The sequence below is a fragment of the Sphingomonas fuzhouensis genome (genome assembly GCF_034659795.1).
GTDB lineage: Bacteria > Pseudomonadota > Alphaproteobacteria > Sphingomonadales > Sphingomonadaceae > Sphingomonas > Sphingomonas fuzhouensis.
The window spans coordinates 473,818-488,060 of sequence record NZ_JAXSQY010000001.1; the positions used below are offsets into that span (position 1 = coordinate 473,818).

Consider the following 14,243-nt stretch of genomic DNA (forward strand, 5'->3'; position numbering starts at 1 on the left):
GCAATGCCACCCCATTCCCCCCTCGCCGAAGCGAGAGGGGATAAAGGCGTGCTAGTGTCGCTGGGTTACAGCTTGACGACGTTGGCCGGAAGGACCTGCTCGACCTCGTCGCGGTACACCGAGAACATCGGCTCGTCGTCGGTCACGACGAACTCGTGACAGGTGAAGCCGTTGAACTGGGTGCGCATGGCCTGGCCATACGCGCCGAGCATCCCGATCTCGAAATAATCGCCGGTATTCGTGTCCGCGGGCAGCGGGAACGGACCCTGCATGAAATCGAGATCGTCGCAGGTCGGACCCCAGAAGCTGAAGTCCATGTCGCGCGCGTCCGAGCTCGGCTCGCGCAGCAGCTGGACCGGATACTTCCACCCGATATGCGCCGCATCGAACAGCGCGCCGTACGCGCCGTCATTGATGTACAGCTCGTTGCCGCGACGACGCTCGACACGCACCACGACCGACGAATATTCCGCGCACAGCGCCCGGCCCGGCTCGGCCCAGAGTTCGGCCGAATAGGACACCGGCAGGCTCTCGAACGCGCGGTGGATCGTCTCGAAGAAACGCTCCAGCGGCGGCGGGGTCATGCCCGGATAGGCCGAGGGGAAGCCGCCGCCGACATCGATCACGTCGACCGTGACGGCCGCCGCGACGATCGCCGCACGCACCCGCTCCATCGCCGCCGAATAGGCGTCGGGGGTCATGGTCTGGCTGCCGACATGGAAGCAGATGCCCAGCGCATCGGCGACCTGACGGGTCGCGATCAGCAGGTCCTTCGACTCTTCCAGGCTGACGCCGAACTTCGATCCCAGGCTCAGCTTGGCATATTCGGACGACACGCGCATGCGGACGCACAGGGTCAGGTCGGTCGCGCCGTTCGTGGCGCGGACGATCTTCTCCAGCTCTTCCAGGCAGTCGAGCGAATAGGTGCGGACGCCGTGCGTGAAATAGGCCTCGGCAATCGCCTCTTCCGACTTCACCGGATGCATGAAGCAGCAGACGGCCTGCGGTACGACCGACTTCACCAGACGAACTTCCGCGATCGAGGCGGTGTCGAAATGGGTGATGCCATTGTCCCACAGGATCTGGATCAGATCCGCAGACGGATTCGCCTTCACCGCATACATCGGGCGGCCCGGAAACTTCTCGACGAAGAATCGGGCAGCGCGCGCAGCGGCGTGCGGGCGAAGCAGCGTGACCGGATCAGCCGGACGACGCTTGGCGATGTCGATGCCGCGCTCCAAATTGGAGGGGACGGCGGTCGAGTGGGCAGCTAGCCCCAGCGCGCGATGATTCTGGTGCAACTCAAGGGACCTCCAATTGCCTGACGGCATACGGTGACAAAAAGCTGCCTTGCGGTTGGAAGTCCCATGGGGCAGCGGAGGCGCGAAATAGGGTCCGCTTTTTCGATTGTAAAGCGGTAGAGAGGGCGTCGGAGATAAAAAGTGACAATCTTAAGACAACCGACCAAAGCAGGGGTCCGGGACGCGGCCGAAAAGATCGCCCGCATCCTGCCGCCATCGCCGATATTTCCCTTGAATATCAAAGGGAAGATGGTGGCGTTCAAGGCCGAATCCCTGCAGCCGATCGGCGCGTTCAAATTGCGCGGCGCCTGGCACCGGTTAACCGCTTTGGACGAGGTTTCGCGGGGCCGCGGCGTCGTTGCGTTCTCGTCGGGCAATCATGCGCAGGGAATCGCCTGGGCCGCGCGGCGGCTGGGGATCGCCGCGACGATCGTGATGCCCGCCGATGCACCGCCGTCGAAGCGTGAGGGCACGCTCGCGCTGGGCGCGGAGATCGTCGACTATGACCGGGCGACCGAAAGCCGCGAACTGATCGCCCGGCGACTCGCTGAGGCGCGGGGGGCGACGCTGGTGCCCAGCTTCGACGACCCCTGGGTGATCGAAGGGCAGGGCTCGGCCGGGATCGAGGCGGCGTCGCAGATGGCGGCGCTGGGTCTTGGCGCACCCGCCCATGTCGTGTCGCCGTGCGGGGGCGGCGGGCTGGCATCCGGCCTGGCGCTGGCGTTGCTCAAGGCGCGGGTGACGGTGGTCGAGCCCGAGGGCTGGGACGATATGCGTCGCTCGTTGGAGGCGGGGTGGATCGAGCCGGTGGGCGACAATCCGCCACCAACCGCATGCGACTCGCTCCAGACGACGCGGGTGTCGCCCCTGACCTTCGAGGTGCTGGCCCGGCGCGGCGCGGAGGGCGTCGCGGTGAGCGAGGCCGAGGTGGCGGCGGCACAACGCTTCGCCGCCGAGAAACTCAGGCTGGTGGTGGAGCCGGGCGGGGCGGTGGCGCTGGCCGCGCTGCTCGCGGGCAAGGTTGCGGCGGAGGACGGGATGCTGGTTCTGCTGTCCGGCGGCAATGTCGACCGCGCCGCCTATGCGCGGGTGCTGGCGGGCTGATGGAGTCGATCGCCCAGGCCGCGCCGGGGATCGCGATGCTGGCGGCGTTTGCGTGCGTCGCGGGCGGTGTCGTGACGATCCGGCGCGGGGATCGGCGTAAAGGAGCGCTGATGCTGGTGATGGCGGTGGTCTTGGTGGGGAATGTGCTGATCTGGATTTTGTAGTTCCCTGTTCCCCGGCCTTTGCCGGGGGACAGGGCCTTGACCAATGTGTCGTGGTCCGTGACCTGCGCTCCAAACCCCGCTAAGGACCGCGCCCATGTTCCGCATCGCTCGCTGGGCCCTGAAGGCCGTGCTCGCCTTTGTGATCGTCAGTGTCGTCTGGGTCGGCATCTATCGCTTCGTGCCGCCGCCGATCACCTTCACCATGCTGGGCGACGTGATTGGCGGGCATGGCGTAACCAAGGATTGGATGCCCTTGTCCGAGATGGACCCGAACATGGCACGCGCCGCGATCGCGGGCGAGGATGCGCGCTTCTGTTCGCACAGCGGGTTCGACTTCAAGGCGATGGCGAGTGCGGCCGCGCGCAATGCCAAGGGCGGGCGGATACGCGGCGGCTCGACGATCAGCCAGCAGACGGCGAAGAACGCCTTCCTGTTCCAGAATGGCGGCTATATCCGCAAGGCGTTCGAGGCGTGGTTCACCTTCCTGATCGAGCATCTCTGGGGCAAGCGGCGGATCATGGAGGTCTATCTCAACATCGCCGAGACGGGCATCGGCACCTATGGCGCCAATGCCGGGGCGATGCGCTATTTCGGGCATGACGCCTCGCACCTGTCGCCGACCGAAGCAGCACGGATCGCCGCTGTCCTGCCGCTCCCGAAGAAGCGCGCAGCGGTGGCGCCGACCGGGTTCGTGCGCAAGCATGGCAATGTGATCGCGCGTTATGTCGGGGTGGTGCGACGGCAGGGATTGGATGCCTGTATTCGGTAGGGGGGCGGTCTCGGTGAGACACCTCTCCCTCCCCCATCCCCTCCCGCCTGCGGGAGGGGCGTGCCTGGGGTGGGCGATCGGTTCATTTAGAGCAGGATGACGTCAGTTTGACCCAATCCGTCATTGCGAGCGTAGCGAAGCAATCCAGTGTCCGGGCAAGACGCTCTGGATTGCTTCGCTACGCTCGCAATGACAAATCCAGCTCATGTCATCCCGCTCTAACGCACGGCAGGCGCAGGACGCTCGCCAAGGAGCGCACCCCTCCCGCAGGCGGGAGGGGATGGGGGAGGGCCTCGCCGCAAGCGACGAAGCCCGCGTCCATTACTTCCCGTCGCCGGAAATCGCGTCGCCCGCCTTCTTGGCGGTATCGCCGACGCTCTTGGCCGCAGAAGTCACGGCCGCATCGCGGCGGTTTTCCGCGCCGCCCCGGCTGAACAGATAGAAGCCGCCGACCAGCACCGCGATCAGCAGGACGATGGCGATCGCCATGCCGCCGCCACCGCTGCGGCGTTCGATCACCGTGGTGTGCGGCTGTTGGGTGCCGTAGGTTTCGGTTACACGTTCGTCGGCCATGACATTCCCTCCTTTATGTGTGGGGGAAGCAACGCCATGGCCGCCATACCGTTCCCGAAACGACGGGACCGGATCAGAAGGGCAGCTTGAACCCCGGCGGCAGCGACAGGCCGCTGGTCATCTTCGACATTTCGCTGCCCGAGGCGGCATCTGCCTTGGTCCGCGCGTCGTTGATCGCGGCGGCCAGCAGATCTTCCAGTATGCCCTTTTCCGAGGGCTGCATCAGCGAATCGTCGATGGTGATGCCGATGATCCGGCCCTTGGCCGAGGCCTTCACCTTGACCAGGCCGCCGCCCGAGACCCCTTCGACCTCGATCGTGTCGAGATTGGCCTGGGCCTTTTCCAGCTCGTTCTGGACGTTCTGGGCCATCGCCAGGATTTCGTCGAGATTCTTCACATCATGCTCCGTTCACACTGCGTTTGCCAGGCCATTCCATCAATTCGGCCTCGGGGAAAGCCTCGCGGGCGGCGCGGACCATGTCCGACTCCCACGCGGCGGTCTTGATCGCTTCCTCGGCGGCGACCTGCTGCTCGTGCAGCGTCGGCTGGCCGGGCACATCCTCCAGCGTGATGCGCCAGACCTGCCCAGTCGAGGCCTTCAAGGCCGCCACCAACTCGCTCAGCGTATCGGCTGCGATGGGGCGCGATCCGCTGAACACGACGTCCGGGGGAGTATAACGCACGAGACGCGCGCCGTGGCGCAACCGTGCGGCCAAGGCCAGTTGCCCCATATCGTCCAGCCGGTCGATCATCGCGACGAAGCTGTCGGGCAGCTTGGGCGGCTCGGGCTCGGCCGGCGCCGCGATGGCGACGGGGGCCGGGGCGGCGGGCGCGGCTTGGGTCACCGCCGGCGCATTGGGGGCCGCTACCCCGCCGTCGCGAATCTGCCGTGCCAGGTCGCCCGGATCGGGCAGGGTCGAGGCATGGATCGCCCGCAGCAACGCCATCTCCGCCGCCTCGATGGGCAGCGCGGCGCGCGCGACTTCGTCATGGCCTTTCAGGAACAGCTGCCACAGCCGGTGCAGCGCCGGGAAGCTGAGCGCACCGGCCCATTCCTCCCGCGCGGCGCGTTCTTCCAACGGTTGCGCGGCGTCAGGCGGCGTGCCGACCTTGGTCAGGGTGATGCCGTGCACCGTCTCCAACAGCGACCGCAGCACCGATTGCGGATCGACGCCATAATCATATTGCCGCCGCAGCGAGGCGAGCGCCCCCGCGCCGTCGCCGTTCAGGATCAGCCCCAACAGGTCGCGCACCGCGCCACGATCCGACAGACCGAGCATCTCGCGCACGGCCTGTGCGGTGACGCCGCCGCCCTCCAGATCGGCATGGGCGATCGCCTGATCGAGGATCGACAGGCCGTCGCGCGCCGAGCCTTCCGCCGCGCGGGCAACCAGCATCAGCGCCTCGTCCTCGGCGGTGACGCCTTCCTTGACGCAGATATCGGCGAAATGCGCAGCCAGCTTGTCCGCCGTGATCCGTCGCAGGTCGAACCGCTGGCAGCGCGACAGGACGGTGATCGGGACCTTGTTGACCTCGGTCGTGGCGAACAGGAATTTCACATGCGCAGGCGGCTCCTCCAGCGTCTTCAACAGCGCGTTGAAGGCGTTCTTGGAGAGCATGTGGACTTCGTCGACGATGTAGATCTTGAATCGTGCGGAGACGGCCGCATAGCGCGACGCCTCGATGATCTCGCGCACGTCGTCGACGCCGGTATGGCTGGCGGCGTCCATCTCGATCACGTCGATATGGCGACCTTCGGCGATGGCGCGGCAGGGCTCGCAGACGCCGCAAGGGGAAATCGTCGGGCCACCGGTGCCGTCGGGACCGATGCAGTTCAGCGCCTTGGCGATCAGCCGCGCGGTCGAGGTCTTGCCGACCCCGCGCACGCCGGTCATCAGAAAGGCATGGGCCAGCCGGTCGCGCTTGATCGCGTTGCCCAGCGTCTGGACCATCGCGTCCTGCCCGATCAGCGCCTCGAAGGTCTGCGGCCGGTATTTGCGCGCGAGGACGCGGTAGGCTTCGGCCTTGGCAGGCTGGGGCGGTTCGCCCAGGTCAAACGAATCAGCCATGACGGGTGGGACAGGTCGGGGAGAGGCAAATCATCGCCGACCAACATAGGGGCTCGTGCACGCGGCGTCATCAACGGATACGCCGATCGCGTACCGGACAATGGTGCTGAAAATGTGCGGAGGGTGGGAGCCGGAACGACCCGCAGCGAAATCGTTACGGCTGCTTCCGTCAGGACCTGACCGGGTTGGCGACGACTACGTCCGCCCGACTCCCGCCGCGCATATGGCGAAGCGGAGCCGGGGGATCAAGCCCTTATCCCACCGGCTCCGTCCGTGACGAACTTTAGATCAGCGATAGACGTTGAAGCATCGACGCTGCGGACCGTCCCAGGTGCGCACCCAGCGGCAGGTCACGCGGGGACGGCCATAGCCATGGCCGCGCCAGCCGGGGCCACGATCCCAACGCGGGCCACGGCCCGGCCCGTGATGCCAACCAGGGCCACGATCCCGACCGGGACCGCGATGATGCCAGCCAGGCCCATGATCCCAACCCGGACCCCGGCCCGGTCCCGGACCCCAGCGGTCGTGCGGTCCATGCGGCGCGGCGGCGGCGGGCGTGGCGGCGGAGAGCCCCGCAACGGCGATCAGGCCCGCTCCCATCACAGTAAGAAGTTTCATGACGCATACTCCCGTTTGAAACCCGCCCGGTGGCGAGCATGAGGAAAGAATGCCGAATCGCTGATGATGGATGCCTGAACTTACCTGTTATCGAATGTTCATGGTAATCGGGCGACCAGCCCGTCCAATTCCTCGCCCAGCATGATCTGGCAGGCCAGACGGCTGAACCGGGTGGCATCGGGGACGAGGTCGAGCATGTCCTCTTCCTCCGCCGATGGGGCGTGCAGGCGCGCAAGAAAAACCGGGTCGATCAGGACATGACAGGTCGCGCACGCCATCTGGCCGCCGCAGGTGCCCTCCAGCGGCTGCCCGGTGCGCTGCCCGGCGCGAAGCAGCGTTTCGCCGGGCACGCCATCCGTCGACGTGGCGGTGCCATCGGCGGCGATGAAGGTCAGCGCGATCATGGCCGCTGCGCCTTGGCGGCGGCGTTGATCCGCTCGATCGCGTCGGCCAGTTCGGTCTCCGTGGTATAGCGCCCGAAACCGATCCGGATCGAGGATTTTGCCTGCCGCTCGCTCAGGCCGAGCGCGGTCAGGACATGGCTGGGGCGTCCCGATCCGCTGGCACAGGCGCTCCCGGCTGAAAAGGCGATGTCGCGGCAATCCGACATCAGCCGTGCGACGTCGAGCCCGTCGCGGCGGACATTGAGGTTGCCGTGATAGCGCTGTTCGACCGATCCGTTGAGTATCCAGCCGGAACCCAGTCGCGCGATCGCGCGCGACCAGAGCCGCTCGACATGCGCGGCGTCGTCATCCGCGCGCGCCGCCATCAGCTTCGCCGCCGTGCCGAACCCGGCGCATAGCGCAGGGCTGAGCGTCCCCGAGCGTCCCCCTTCCTGATCGCCGCCATGCAGGAGCGAGGGCAGGGCGATGCCGTCCCTGATCCACAGCGCGCCGATCCCCTTGGGACCGTAGATCTTGTGCGCCGAGATGGCGACGAGGTCGACCGTTTCCGGGATCGCCATGCGGCCATAGCCCTGAACCGCGTCGCACAGCATCCAGGCGCCCGCGCGATGGGCCTGCTCGGCCAGTTCGGCAATGGGCTGGACCGTGCCGACCTCGTTGTTGACCAGCATGGCGGCGACCAGCCCGACACCCGCCGCAATCGGCTCCGGCGTGACCAGCCCTTCGCCATCGACCGGCAGCACGGTCAGCGGCCGTCCGGTCGCGGCGGCGGTGTCGAGCACCGCGGCATGTTCGATCGCGGTGGTGACGATGCCGCCGCTGCTCCCCTTTATCGCCCAGTTCAACGCCTCGGTCGCGCCGCTGGTGAAGACCACCCGCCCGCCGGGGGGCAGCAGCGCCGCCACCTGATCGCGGGCCACCTCCACCGCGGCGCGCGCCTGTCGCCCGGCCCGGTGGGGGGAATGGGGATTGGCATGGCCTTGCTCCAGCCAGGGGAGCATCGCCTTCAACGCTTCGGGGGCGAGCGGGGTCGTCGCCTGATAGTCGAGATAGATCATGCCGCACGCCTGCCCCGCGCGATGGCGCGCCAGGCGGTAACGAAGCGGTCCACATCCTCGCGCGTGGTCGTTCGGCCGAAGCTGACCCGCACCACCTCGCGCCCCGCCTCGACGCTCCAGCCGAGCGCGGACAGGACGTGACTGGGCTTGAGACTGCCGCTGGCGCACGCGCTGCCCGCCGAGACGGAGATGTGCGCGAGGTCGAACTGGATCAACTGCGCCGCCGATGGCTTGCCGGGCATGTGATAGCTGGCGATGGCGGGGTGGCGGCGGCTGGTATCGGCCACGACGATGCCGCCTGAACGGCGGATGGCATCGTCGCAATGCGCGCGCAGATCGCTATGATCCGGCTCTGCCTCGGCCAGCGCGGCGGCATAGCCCAGCACGCCTGGCATATTCTCGGTGCCGGGGCGATAGCCGCGCTCCTGCCCGCCGGTCGGGGCAAGCAGCGCCAGGTCGCGGACCAACAGCGCGCCGATCCCCGGCGGACCGCCGCGCTTGTGCGCCGACAGGGCGACGAGATCGGCATGGTCGATCACCTCGGGGTCGGCCCCTGCGGGCATTTGTGCCGCGTCGACCAGCAGGATATGGCCGGCGTCATGGATCGCCTCGGCCAGTTCGGCGATGGGCTGGCGCACGCCGGTTTCGCTATTGGCCCATTGCACCGTCACGACGCTGCGCGGGCCGCTCAGGTCGGGCAGGCGGAGTATGCCATCCGGCCCGACCGGCATGACGATCGCATCCGGCGCCGCGCGCAGCACCGCGTCATGATCGATCGCCCCGACGAAGCGCCGCTCCGCCATGGTGCGGGTCAGCGCGATCGACAGCGACTCGCTCGCCCCGCTGGTGAACAGCAGCTCATGCTTCCAACCGAGCGACCGTGCGATGGCGGCACGGGCATCCTCCAGCATGCGTTTCGCGGCACGCCCCTCGGCATGGGGGGAAGACGGATTGGCCCAATGCGCGCACCCCTGCGCCAGTGCGGCGCGCGCCGACTCGGTCATCGGGGTCGTCGCGGCATGATCGAGATAAAGGCGCGGCATAAAGTGGGGCAGGGTTCGTTCCGTATCTGAAATGATCGAACAATTGCGAAAATGGCGTGTCCGCCTATATAGCGCAACGTTCCCGGCGCTCCACCAGCGCGATCCAGATCGGCGAGTTTTGATGCCCGAAGTTATTTTCCCCGGCCCCGAAGGCCGTCTCGAAGGCCGTTTCGCTCCCGCTCCGCGCCCGCGCGCGCCCGTCGCCATGATCCTGCACCCGCACCCCAATGCGGGCGGCACGATGAACAACCGGATCGTTCAGGAACTCTACAAGACCTTCCAGCGGCGTGGGTTCGCGACCCTGCGCTTCAACTTCCGTGGCGTCGGCAAGAGCCAGGGCACGTTCGACAACGGCATCGGCGAGCTGTCCGACGCCGCCTCGGCGCTCGACTGGGTGCAGAGCTTCCACCCCGAAGCCTCGACCACCTGGATCGCGGGTGTCAGCTTTGGCGCGTGGATCGGGATGCAGCTGCTGATGCGCCGCCCGGAAATCCGCGGCTTCATCTCGGTCGCGCCGCCCGCCAACATGTACGACTTCACCTTCCTGGCGCCGTGCCCCTCTTCGGGCATCATCATCCAGGGCGAGGCCGACGAGGTCGCCACCCCGGCGGCGACCCAGAAGCTGGTCGACAAGCTGCGCACCCAGAAGCACATCACCATCCATCACGACACCATCCCCAAGGCCAACCACTTCTTCGAGCATGAAATGCCCGAGCTGATGGGGTCGGTGGACCGGTATCTGGATATGCGCCTGGACCCGAACTCGCCGATCCGGTGACCCCGTGATGGACAGGTGGGGCGGTATCGGTATGATACCAATATGGTCCGCCGCCTCGCTTGCTCCGCCCTTGCACTGACCCTTTGTTTCGGCGGCATTTCCGCTCCAGCCTCGGCGCGAAGCGGAGTCTCGCGTCAGAGCGCCACGCATTCGCTGAGTCGGGCAGGCGCGGCGCGGGCGCTTCTGGCGCTGACGGCCGAACGACGGCGGCAGATCGTCGCACAATATGGGGCGGCGGTCGCCGCCAAGACGCTGACGATCGGCGACAAGACGATGAAATGGGGGGATCGCGAATATGGCGCGGTGCCCAAGGGCGGGCACAGCCTGTGGATTTCGCTGCACGGCGGCGGCAATGCCGCGCCTGCGGTCAACGAACAGCAATGGCATAACCAGATCAAACTCTATCAGCCCGCCGAGGGACTGTACGTCGCGCCGCGTGCGCCGACCAACACCTGGAATCTATGGCATGAAAGCCATATCGATCCGCTGCTCCAGCGGTTGATCGATGCGGAGGTGGCAGTCAACGGCGTCGATCCCGATCGCGTTTATCTGATGGGGTATTCCGCAGGCGGCGATGGTGTGTGGCAGTTGGCACCGCGCATGGCGGATCGATTCGCGGCGGCGGCGATGATGGCGGGGCATCCGGGTGACGCATCGCTGCTACCCTTGCGCAATCTGCCGTTCGCTATTTTCATGGGCGGCGCCGACAGCGCCTATGACCGCAATCGTCTGGCGGCGGAAAAGACCGCCGATCTCGACAAGCTGCACGCCGCCGATCCGGGCGGGTACGTCCATATGTCGCGCATCTATCCGGGGCTGCCGCACTGGATGAATAGGCGTGACGCGGAGGCGCTGCCATGGATGGCCGGTTTTACCCGCAACCCTTGGCCAAAACGCCTTGTCTGGGTGCAGGACGATGTAACGCATGATCGCTTCTACTGGCTGCAAATCCCCGATCCGGCGGCGGTGAAGGCCGGCGACCGGATCGATGCGCAGGTCGATGGTCAGACGATCGCGCTGAGCGGCAATATTCCCAAAGGTCTGACGCTGCGCCTGTCCGATAAGCTGGTCGACCTTGATCGCCCTATCCGGGTCATGGTCGACGGCCATGAGGTCTTCCATGGCCGGGTGGCCCGGACCGCAGCCGCGATCCGCGCGTCCCTATTGGAACGGTTCGATCCCAAGTCCGCCGCGACCGCGCTGTTGACGCTGCCCTGACAATGGGACGTCGGCCGCACCGCCGATAAGGACGGTGCGGCTGGTTCTGTTCAGGCGGCCGCCAGCAGCCGCTTTTCACCGGCGATGCGCATCATCGCCTTTTGCAGCTTTTCGAACGCGCGCACCTCGATCTGGCGGACGCGCTCGCGGCTGACGCCGTAGACCTGGCTCAGTTCTTCGAGCGTCTTGGGATCGTCGGTCAGGCGACGCTCGGTCAGGATGTGCTTCTCGCGGTCGTTCAAATCGTCCATCGCGCTGACCAGCATGTCGTGGCGGACATCCGCCTCCTGCTGCTCGGCGACGACCGAGTCCTGCAGCGGCGCGTCATCGGCCAGCCAGTCCTGCCACTGGCCCTCGCCATCCTCGCGCATCGAGACGTTGAGCGACGTGTCGCCTCCCATCGCCATGCGGCGGTTCATGCTGATGACCTCGTCCTCGTTGACGCCCAGATCGGTGGCGATCTTGGTCACGTCCTCAGGCCGCAGGTCACCATCCTCGAACGCGTCGAGCTTCGACTTCATCCGGCGCAGGTTGAAGAACAGCTTCTTCTGCGCCGCCGTGGTGCCCATCTTCACCAGGCTCCACGACCGCAGGATATATTCCTGGATCGAGGCCCTGATCCACCACATCGCATAGGTGGCCAGGCGGAAACCGCGATCGGGCTCGAACTTCTTCACACCCTGCATCAGGCCGATATTGCCCTCCGAGATCAGCTCGGAGGTGGGCAGGCCATAGCCGCGATAACCCATCGCGATCTTTGCCACGAGACGCAGGTGCGAGGTGACGAGCTGCGCCGCCGCCTCCGGGTCGCCATGCTCCTGAAAGCGCTTGGCGAGCATATATTCCTGCTCCGGGGCAAGGATCGGGAATTTCTTGATCTCGGCGAGATAGCGGTTGAGCGACTGCTCCCCGCCCAGTGCAGGAATCGTCGCCGGGACGTTGCTGCCTTTTGCCATGATCCTTATCTCCCTTTCTGGAGCGTCATTCCGTTTCGCCCCGTCGTCGGGCGCGAGGCGGTCTTCTGCTATACGTGAAGCCGACTGAACAGTTCCTGCATGTCGGGCGGCATCGGGCTCTCAAACGCCAAAGCGTTACCGCTTATGGGATGAATAAAGCCCAGATGCGCCGCGTGCAGGGCTTGGCGCCGGAAATCGAGTTCATCGAGCAGGGCTTTTTGAGCACCCTTTGTTCTACCATAAACCGGATCGCCCAGCAAGGCGTGACCCAGCGATTGCATATGCACCCGCACCTGATGCGTCCGGCCCGTCTCCAGTCGGCATTCGACCAGCGCCGCGTTGTTCAGCTTTTCGATGGTGCGGTAATGCGTCACGGCGCGCTTGCCGCCCTGCACGATTGCGACCTTCTTGCGGTTCTGCGGGCTGCGGGCGAGCGGCGCGTCGACCGTGCCGTCGGCGGGGCGGGGGATGCCCCCGGTGATCGCGCGGTAGCGGCGGTCGATCGAATGCGCCGCGAACTGCTTGGCCAGCCCCTCATGGGTGCGGTCGGTCTTGGCCGCGACCATCAGGCCGGAGGTGTCCTTGTCGATCCGGTGGACGATGCCGGGCCGCGCGACGCCGCCGATGCCCGAGAGCGATCCGCCGCAATGGTGCAGCAGCGCGTTGACCAAGGTGCCGTCGAGATTGCCCGCCGCCGGATGCACGACCAGCCCGGCGGGCTTGTCGATGACGATCAGGTGCTCGTCCTCATAGGCGATGACGAGCGGAATATCCTGCGCTTCGTTGTGCGCGGGTGTCGGGGCGGGCACGGCGACCTGGAACAGATCGCCCGCCGCCGCGCGCTTGGCAGGGTCGCGGGCCATCACGCCATCCCGCGTCACCGCGCCGCTGGCGATCAGCACCTTCAGCCGTTCGCGCGACAGAGTCGGCACCGCATCGGCCAGCGCACGGTCCAACCGCCAGCCGTCCGCCGTGGGCGCGATCCGCGCGTCGATGATGGAAACCCCCCGGTCCATAGATTAGATAAATGGGCATGACCGTAACGATTTCAAGCGACATGCTGAACGTCATTCGCGCGGCGGCCGCGGCATCGCCGGGCGCCGAAGTCTGCGGATTGCTGCTGGGCGAGGGGGACATGGTGGTCGAGGCGCGGCCCTGCGCCAATGTCTCGGACGAGCCCTGGCACCGTTTCGAGATCGATCCGGTCGCGCTGATTGCCGCGCACCGGGCCGCGCGCGGCGGCGGCCCGGCGGTGATCGGCCATTATCATTCGCACCCCTCCGGCCTGGCCCAGCCCTCCGCCCGTGACGCCGCCGATGCCGCGCCCGACGGCACGATCTGGCTGATCGCGGGCGGCCAAGCGGTCACCGCCTGGCGCGCGGTCGCGACGGGCCGACGCCATGGCCGGTTCGATCCGCTCGACCTTGCTTGCGCCGAGCTGACACCCGCGTCACATAGGGGAACTTCGTCGAGGGATTTTGCATGACCGTCAGCCCGGTGGATTTCGCGAGCCTGTTATGTTCGCGACTGTGCCACGATCTTTTGTCGCCGGTGGGCGCGCTGAACAACGGGCTGGAATTGCTCGCGGATGAAACCGACCCCGCGATGCGCGAGCGGTGCATGGAGTTGCTCGCCGACAGCGCGCGTGCTTCGGCCAACAAGCTGAAATTCTTTCGTCTGGCGTTCGGCGCGGGCGGTGGCTTTTCCCACCGGGTCGACACCGCCGAAGCCAAGGCCGCGATCGAGGGGCTGCTGGTCGACAATCGCCGCACGACGCTGGGCTGGCTGGTCGAATCGCCGTCGCTGCCCAAGCCCGCGATGCGCATCCTGGTCAATCTGGCGCTGATCGCCACCGAGGCGCTGGCGCGCGGCGGCACGATCGATATCGGTGCGGAAGCGGGCCGCGAGGCGATCGAGATCGCGATCCGGATCGAGGGGCCGCGCATCCTGCTCGATCCCGAGATCCGCCGTACCCTGATGGAGGGGCAGGGGGCCGAACCGCTTGCCTCGCGCACCGCACCCGCTTTCCTGGTCCATACGCTGACCACCGAGCATGGCGGCATGACCCTGGTGACCGAGCCTGCGCCCAACACGATGATCCTGGGGGCGGCGATCCGCGCGGGGTAAACGCCCTTTTAATCTTGTGGCGGCAAGAGGGGGCGACCGGCGGGCGAGCCGGACACGCCCT

The 14,243-nt window shown here is 66.7% G+C and carries 17 protein-coding genes and 1 other RNA gene; 7 read left to right on the top strand and 11 right to left on the bottom strand.

Annotated features, from left to right (window positions below):
• Window positions 1–65 precede the first annotated feature (65 nt).
• Window positions 66–1,301 (bottom strand): type III PLP-dependent enzyme domain-containing protein, encoded by a 1,236-nt coding sequence (locus tag U1H82_RS02260; RefSeq protein WP_322963310.1) that lies wholly within the window; start codon window positions 1,299–1,301, stop codon window positions 66–68.
• 141 nt (window positions 1,302–1,442) lie between these two features.
• Between U1H82_RS02260 and U1H82_RS02265 the strand changes: the two genes are divergently transcribed.
• From U1H82_RS02265 to mtgA, 3 genes are all read left to right on the top strand, one after another.
• Entirely contained in the window at window positions 1,443–2,405 is a 963-nt protein-coding gene (locus U1H82_RS02265; RefSeq protein WP_322963311.1) for a threonine ammonia-lyase, read from the top strand.
• Complete coding sequence (locus tag U1H82_RS02270; RefSeq protein ID WP_322963312.1) at window positions 2,405–2,569, top strand: hypothetical protein; 165 nt, start codon at window positions 2,405–2,407, stop codon at window positions 2,567–2,569. The genes U1H82_RS02265 and U1H82_RS02270 overlap by 1 nt, the downstream gene beginning before the upstream one ends.
• Before the next feature lie 94 nt (window positions 2,570–2,663).
• Window positions 2,664–3,338: a monofunctional biosynthetic peptidoglycan transglycosylase gene (gene mtgA, locus U1H82_RS02275; protein ID WP_322963313.1), complete on the top strand. Its 675-nt coding sequence runs from the start codon at window positions 2,664–2,666 to the stop codon at window positions 3,336–3,338.
• Window positions 3,339–3,659: 321 nt separating this feature from the next.
• Here the strand turns inward: mtgA and U1H82_RS02280 are convergent, their stop codons facing one another.
• The 8 genes from U1H82_RS02280 to U1H82_RS02315 form a co-directional block, all read right to left on the bottom strand.
• Window positions 3,660–3,911, bottom strand: a complete 252-nt coding sequence (locus U1H82_RS02280; RefSeq protein WP_322963314.1) for a hypothetical protein — start codon at window positions 3,909–3,911, stop codon at window positions 3,660–3,662.
• Window positions 3,912–3,984: 73 nt separating this feature from the next.
• On the bottom strand, window positions 3,985–4,308 hold the full coding sequence (locus U1H82_RS02285; RefSeq protein WP_322963315.1) for a YbaB/EbfC family nucleoid-associated protein: 324 nt from the start codon (window positions 4,306–4,308) through the stop codon (window positions 3,985–3,987).
• A gap of 1 nt (window position 4,309) precedes the next feature.
• Entirely contained in the window at window positions 4,310–5,980 is a 1,671-nt protein-coding gene (locus U1H82_RS02290; RefSeq protein WP_322963316.1) for a DNA polymerase III subunit gamma/tau, read from the bottom strand.
• A 119-nt stretch (window positions 5,981–6,099) separates the two neighbouring features.
• An RNA gene (ffs, locus tag U1H82_RS02295) (signal recognition particle sRNA small type) lies at window positions 6,100–6,197 on the bottom strand.
• 71 nt (window positions 6,198–6,268) lie between these two features.
• Window positions 6,269–6,598 carry a hypothetical protein gene (locus tag U1H82_RS02300; protein WP_322963317.1) on the bottom strand — a complete coding sequence of 110 codons (330 nt, stop codon included), beginning with the start codon at window positions 6,596–6,598 and terminating at the stop codon, window positions 6,269–6,271.
• Window positions 6,599–6,696: 98 nt separating this feature from the next.
• On the bottom strand, window positions 6,697–7,002 hold the full coding sequence (locus tag U1H82_RS02305; RefSeq protein WP_322963319.1) for a 2Fe-2S iron-sulfur cluster-binding protein: 306 nt from the start codon (window positions 7,000–7,002) through the stop codon (window positions 6,697–6,699).
• Window positions 6,999–8,060, bottom strand: coding sequence for a cysteine desulfurase family protein (locus U1H82_RS02310; protein ID WP_322963320.1), 1,062 nt, complete (start codon window positions 8,058–8,060; stop codon window positions 6,999–7,001). Before U1H82_RS02310 ends, U1H82_RS02305 begins: the two co-directional genes overlap by 4 nt.
• The gene (locus tag U1H82_RS02315; protein WP_322963321.1) at window positions 8,057–9,103 is read right to left on the bottom strand and encodes a cysteine desulfurase family protein; all 1,047 of its coding nucleotides are present in this window, start codon (window positions 9,101–9,103) and stop codon (window positions 8,057–8,059) included. Before U1H82_RS02315 ends, U1H82_RS02310 begins: the two co-directional genes overlap by 4 nt.
• A 121-nt stretch (window positions 9,104–9,224) precedes the next feature.
• Here U1H82_RS02315 and U1H82_RS02320 point away from each other — a divergent pair, with 121 nt between their 5' ends.
• Window positions 9,225–9,881, top strand: a complete 657-nt coding sequence (locus U1H82_RS02320; protein ID WP_007404127.1) for an alpha/beta hydrolase — start codon at window positions 9,225–9,227, stop codon at window positions 9,879–9,881.
• A gap of 42 nt (window positions 9,882–9,923) precedes the next feature.
• The gene (locus tag U1H82_RS02325) at window positions 9,924–11,099 is read left to right on the top strand and encodes an alpha/beta hydrolase family protein (RefSeq protein WP_322963322.1); all 1,176 of its coding nucleotides are present in this window, start codon (window positions 9,924–9,926) and stop codon (window positions 11,097–11,099) included.
• A gap of 50 nt (window positions 11,100–11,149) precedes the next feature.
• On the opposite strand, the gene rpoH is transcribed toward U1H82_RS02325, so the two are convergent.
• Together rpoH and U1H82_RS02335 are read right to left on the bottom strand one after the other, a co-directional pair.
• Window positions 11,150–12,055 (bottom strand): RNA polymerase sigma factor RpoH, encoded by a 906-nt coding sequence (rpoH, locus tag U1H82_RS02330; protein WP_007404166.1) that lies wholly within the window; start codon window positions 12,053–12,055, stop codon window positions 11,150–11,152.
• Between the two features lie 68 nt (window positions 12,056–12,123).
• Window positions 12,124–13,071, bottom strand: coding sequence for an RluA family pseudouridine synthase (locus U1H82_RS02335; protein ID WP_322963323.1), 948 nt, complete (start codon window positions 13,069–13,071; stop codon window positions 12,124–12,126).
• Between the two features lie 17 nt (window positions 13,072–13,088).
• Here U1H82_RS02335 and U1H82_RS02340 point away from each other — a divergent pair, with 17 nt between their 5' ends.
• Both U1H82_RS02340 and U1H82_RS02345 read left to right on the top strand, forming a co-directional pair.
• Window positions 13,089–13,541 (top strand): M67 family metallopeptidase, encoded by a 453-nt coding sequence (locus tag U1H82_RS02340; RefSeq protein ID WP_322963324.1) that lies wholly within the window; start codon window positions 13,089–13,091, stop codon window positions 13,539–13,541.
• Window positions 13,538–14,182 (top strand): histidine phosphotransferase family protein, encoded by a 645-nt coding sequence (locus U1H82_RS02345; protein WP_322963325.1) that lies wholly within the window; start codon window positions 13,538–13,540, stop codon window positions 14,180–14,182. Before U1H82_RS02340 ends, U1H82_RS02345 begins: the two co-directional genes overlap by 4 nt.
• The last annotated feature ends 61 nt before the right edge of the window (window positions 14,183–14,243 follow it).

Excerpts from the sequence above, each read along its gene's own strand:
- U1H82_RS02270 (WP_322963312.1), top strand. The coding sequence starts at position 2,405 with ATGGAGTCGATCGCCCAGGCCGCGCCGGGGATCGCGATGCTGGCGGCG.
- mtgA (WP_322963313.1), top strand. The coding sequence starts at position 2,664 with ATGTTCCGCATCGCTCGCTGGGCCCTGAAGGCCGTGCTCGCCTTTGTG.
- U1H82_RS02280 (WP_322963314.1), bottom strand. The coding sequence starts at position 3,911 with ATGGCCGACGAACGTGTAACCGAAACCTACGGCACCCAACAGCCGCAC.
- U1H82_RS02290 (WP_322963316.1), bottom strand. The coding sequence starts at position 5,980 with ATGGCTGATTCGTTTGACCTGGGCGAACCGCCCCAGCCTGCCAAGGCC.
- U1H82_RS02300 (WP_322963317.1), bottom strand. The coding sequence starts at position 6,598 with ATGAAACTTCTTACTGTGATGGGAGCGGGCCTGATCGCCGTTGCGGGG.
- U1H82_RS02305 (WP_322963319.1), bottom strand. The coding sequence starts at position 7,002 with ATGATCGCGCTGACCTTCATCGCCGCCGATGGCACCGCCACGTCGACG.
- U1H82_RS02310 (WP_322963320.1), bottom strand. The coding sequence starts at position 8,060 with ATGATCTATCTCGACTATCAGGCGACGACCCCGCTCGCCCCCGAAGCG.
- U1H82_RS02315 (WP_322963321.1), bottom strand. The coding sequence starts at position 9,103 with ATGCCGCGCCTTTATCTCGATCATGCCGCGACGACCCCGATGACCGAG.
- U1H82_RS02320 (WP_007404127.1), top strand. The coding sequence starts at position 9,225 with ATGCCCGAAGTTATTTTCCCCGGCCCCGAAGGCCGTCTCGAAGGCCGT.
- U1H82_RS02325 (WP_322963322.1), top strand. The coding sequence starts at position 9,924 with ATGGTCCGCCGCCTCGCTTGCTCCGCCCTTGCACTGACCCTTTGTTTC.
- rpoH (WP_007404166.1), bottom strand. The coding sequence starts at position 12,055 with ATGGCAAAAGGCAGCAACGTCCCGGCGACGATTCCTGCACTGGGCGGG.
- U1H82_RS02335 (WP_322963323.1), bottom strand. The coding sequence starts at position 13,071 with ATGGACCGGGGGGTTTCCATCATCGACGCGCGGATCGCGCCCACGGCG.
- U1H82_RS02340 (WP_322963324.1), top strand. The coding sequence starts at position 13,089 with ATGACCGTAACGATTTCAAGCGACATGCTGAACGTCATTCGCGCGGCG.
- U1H82_RS02345 (WP_322963325.1), top strand. The coding sequence starts at position 13,538 with ATGACCGTCAGCCCGGTGGATTTCGCGAGCCTGTTATGTTCGCGACTG.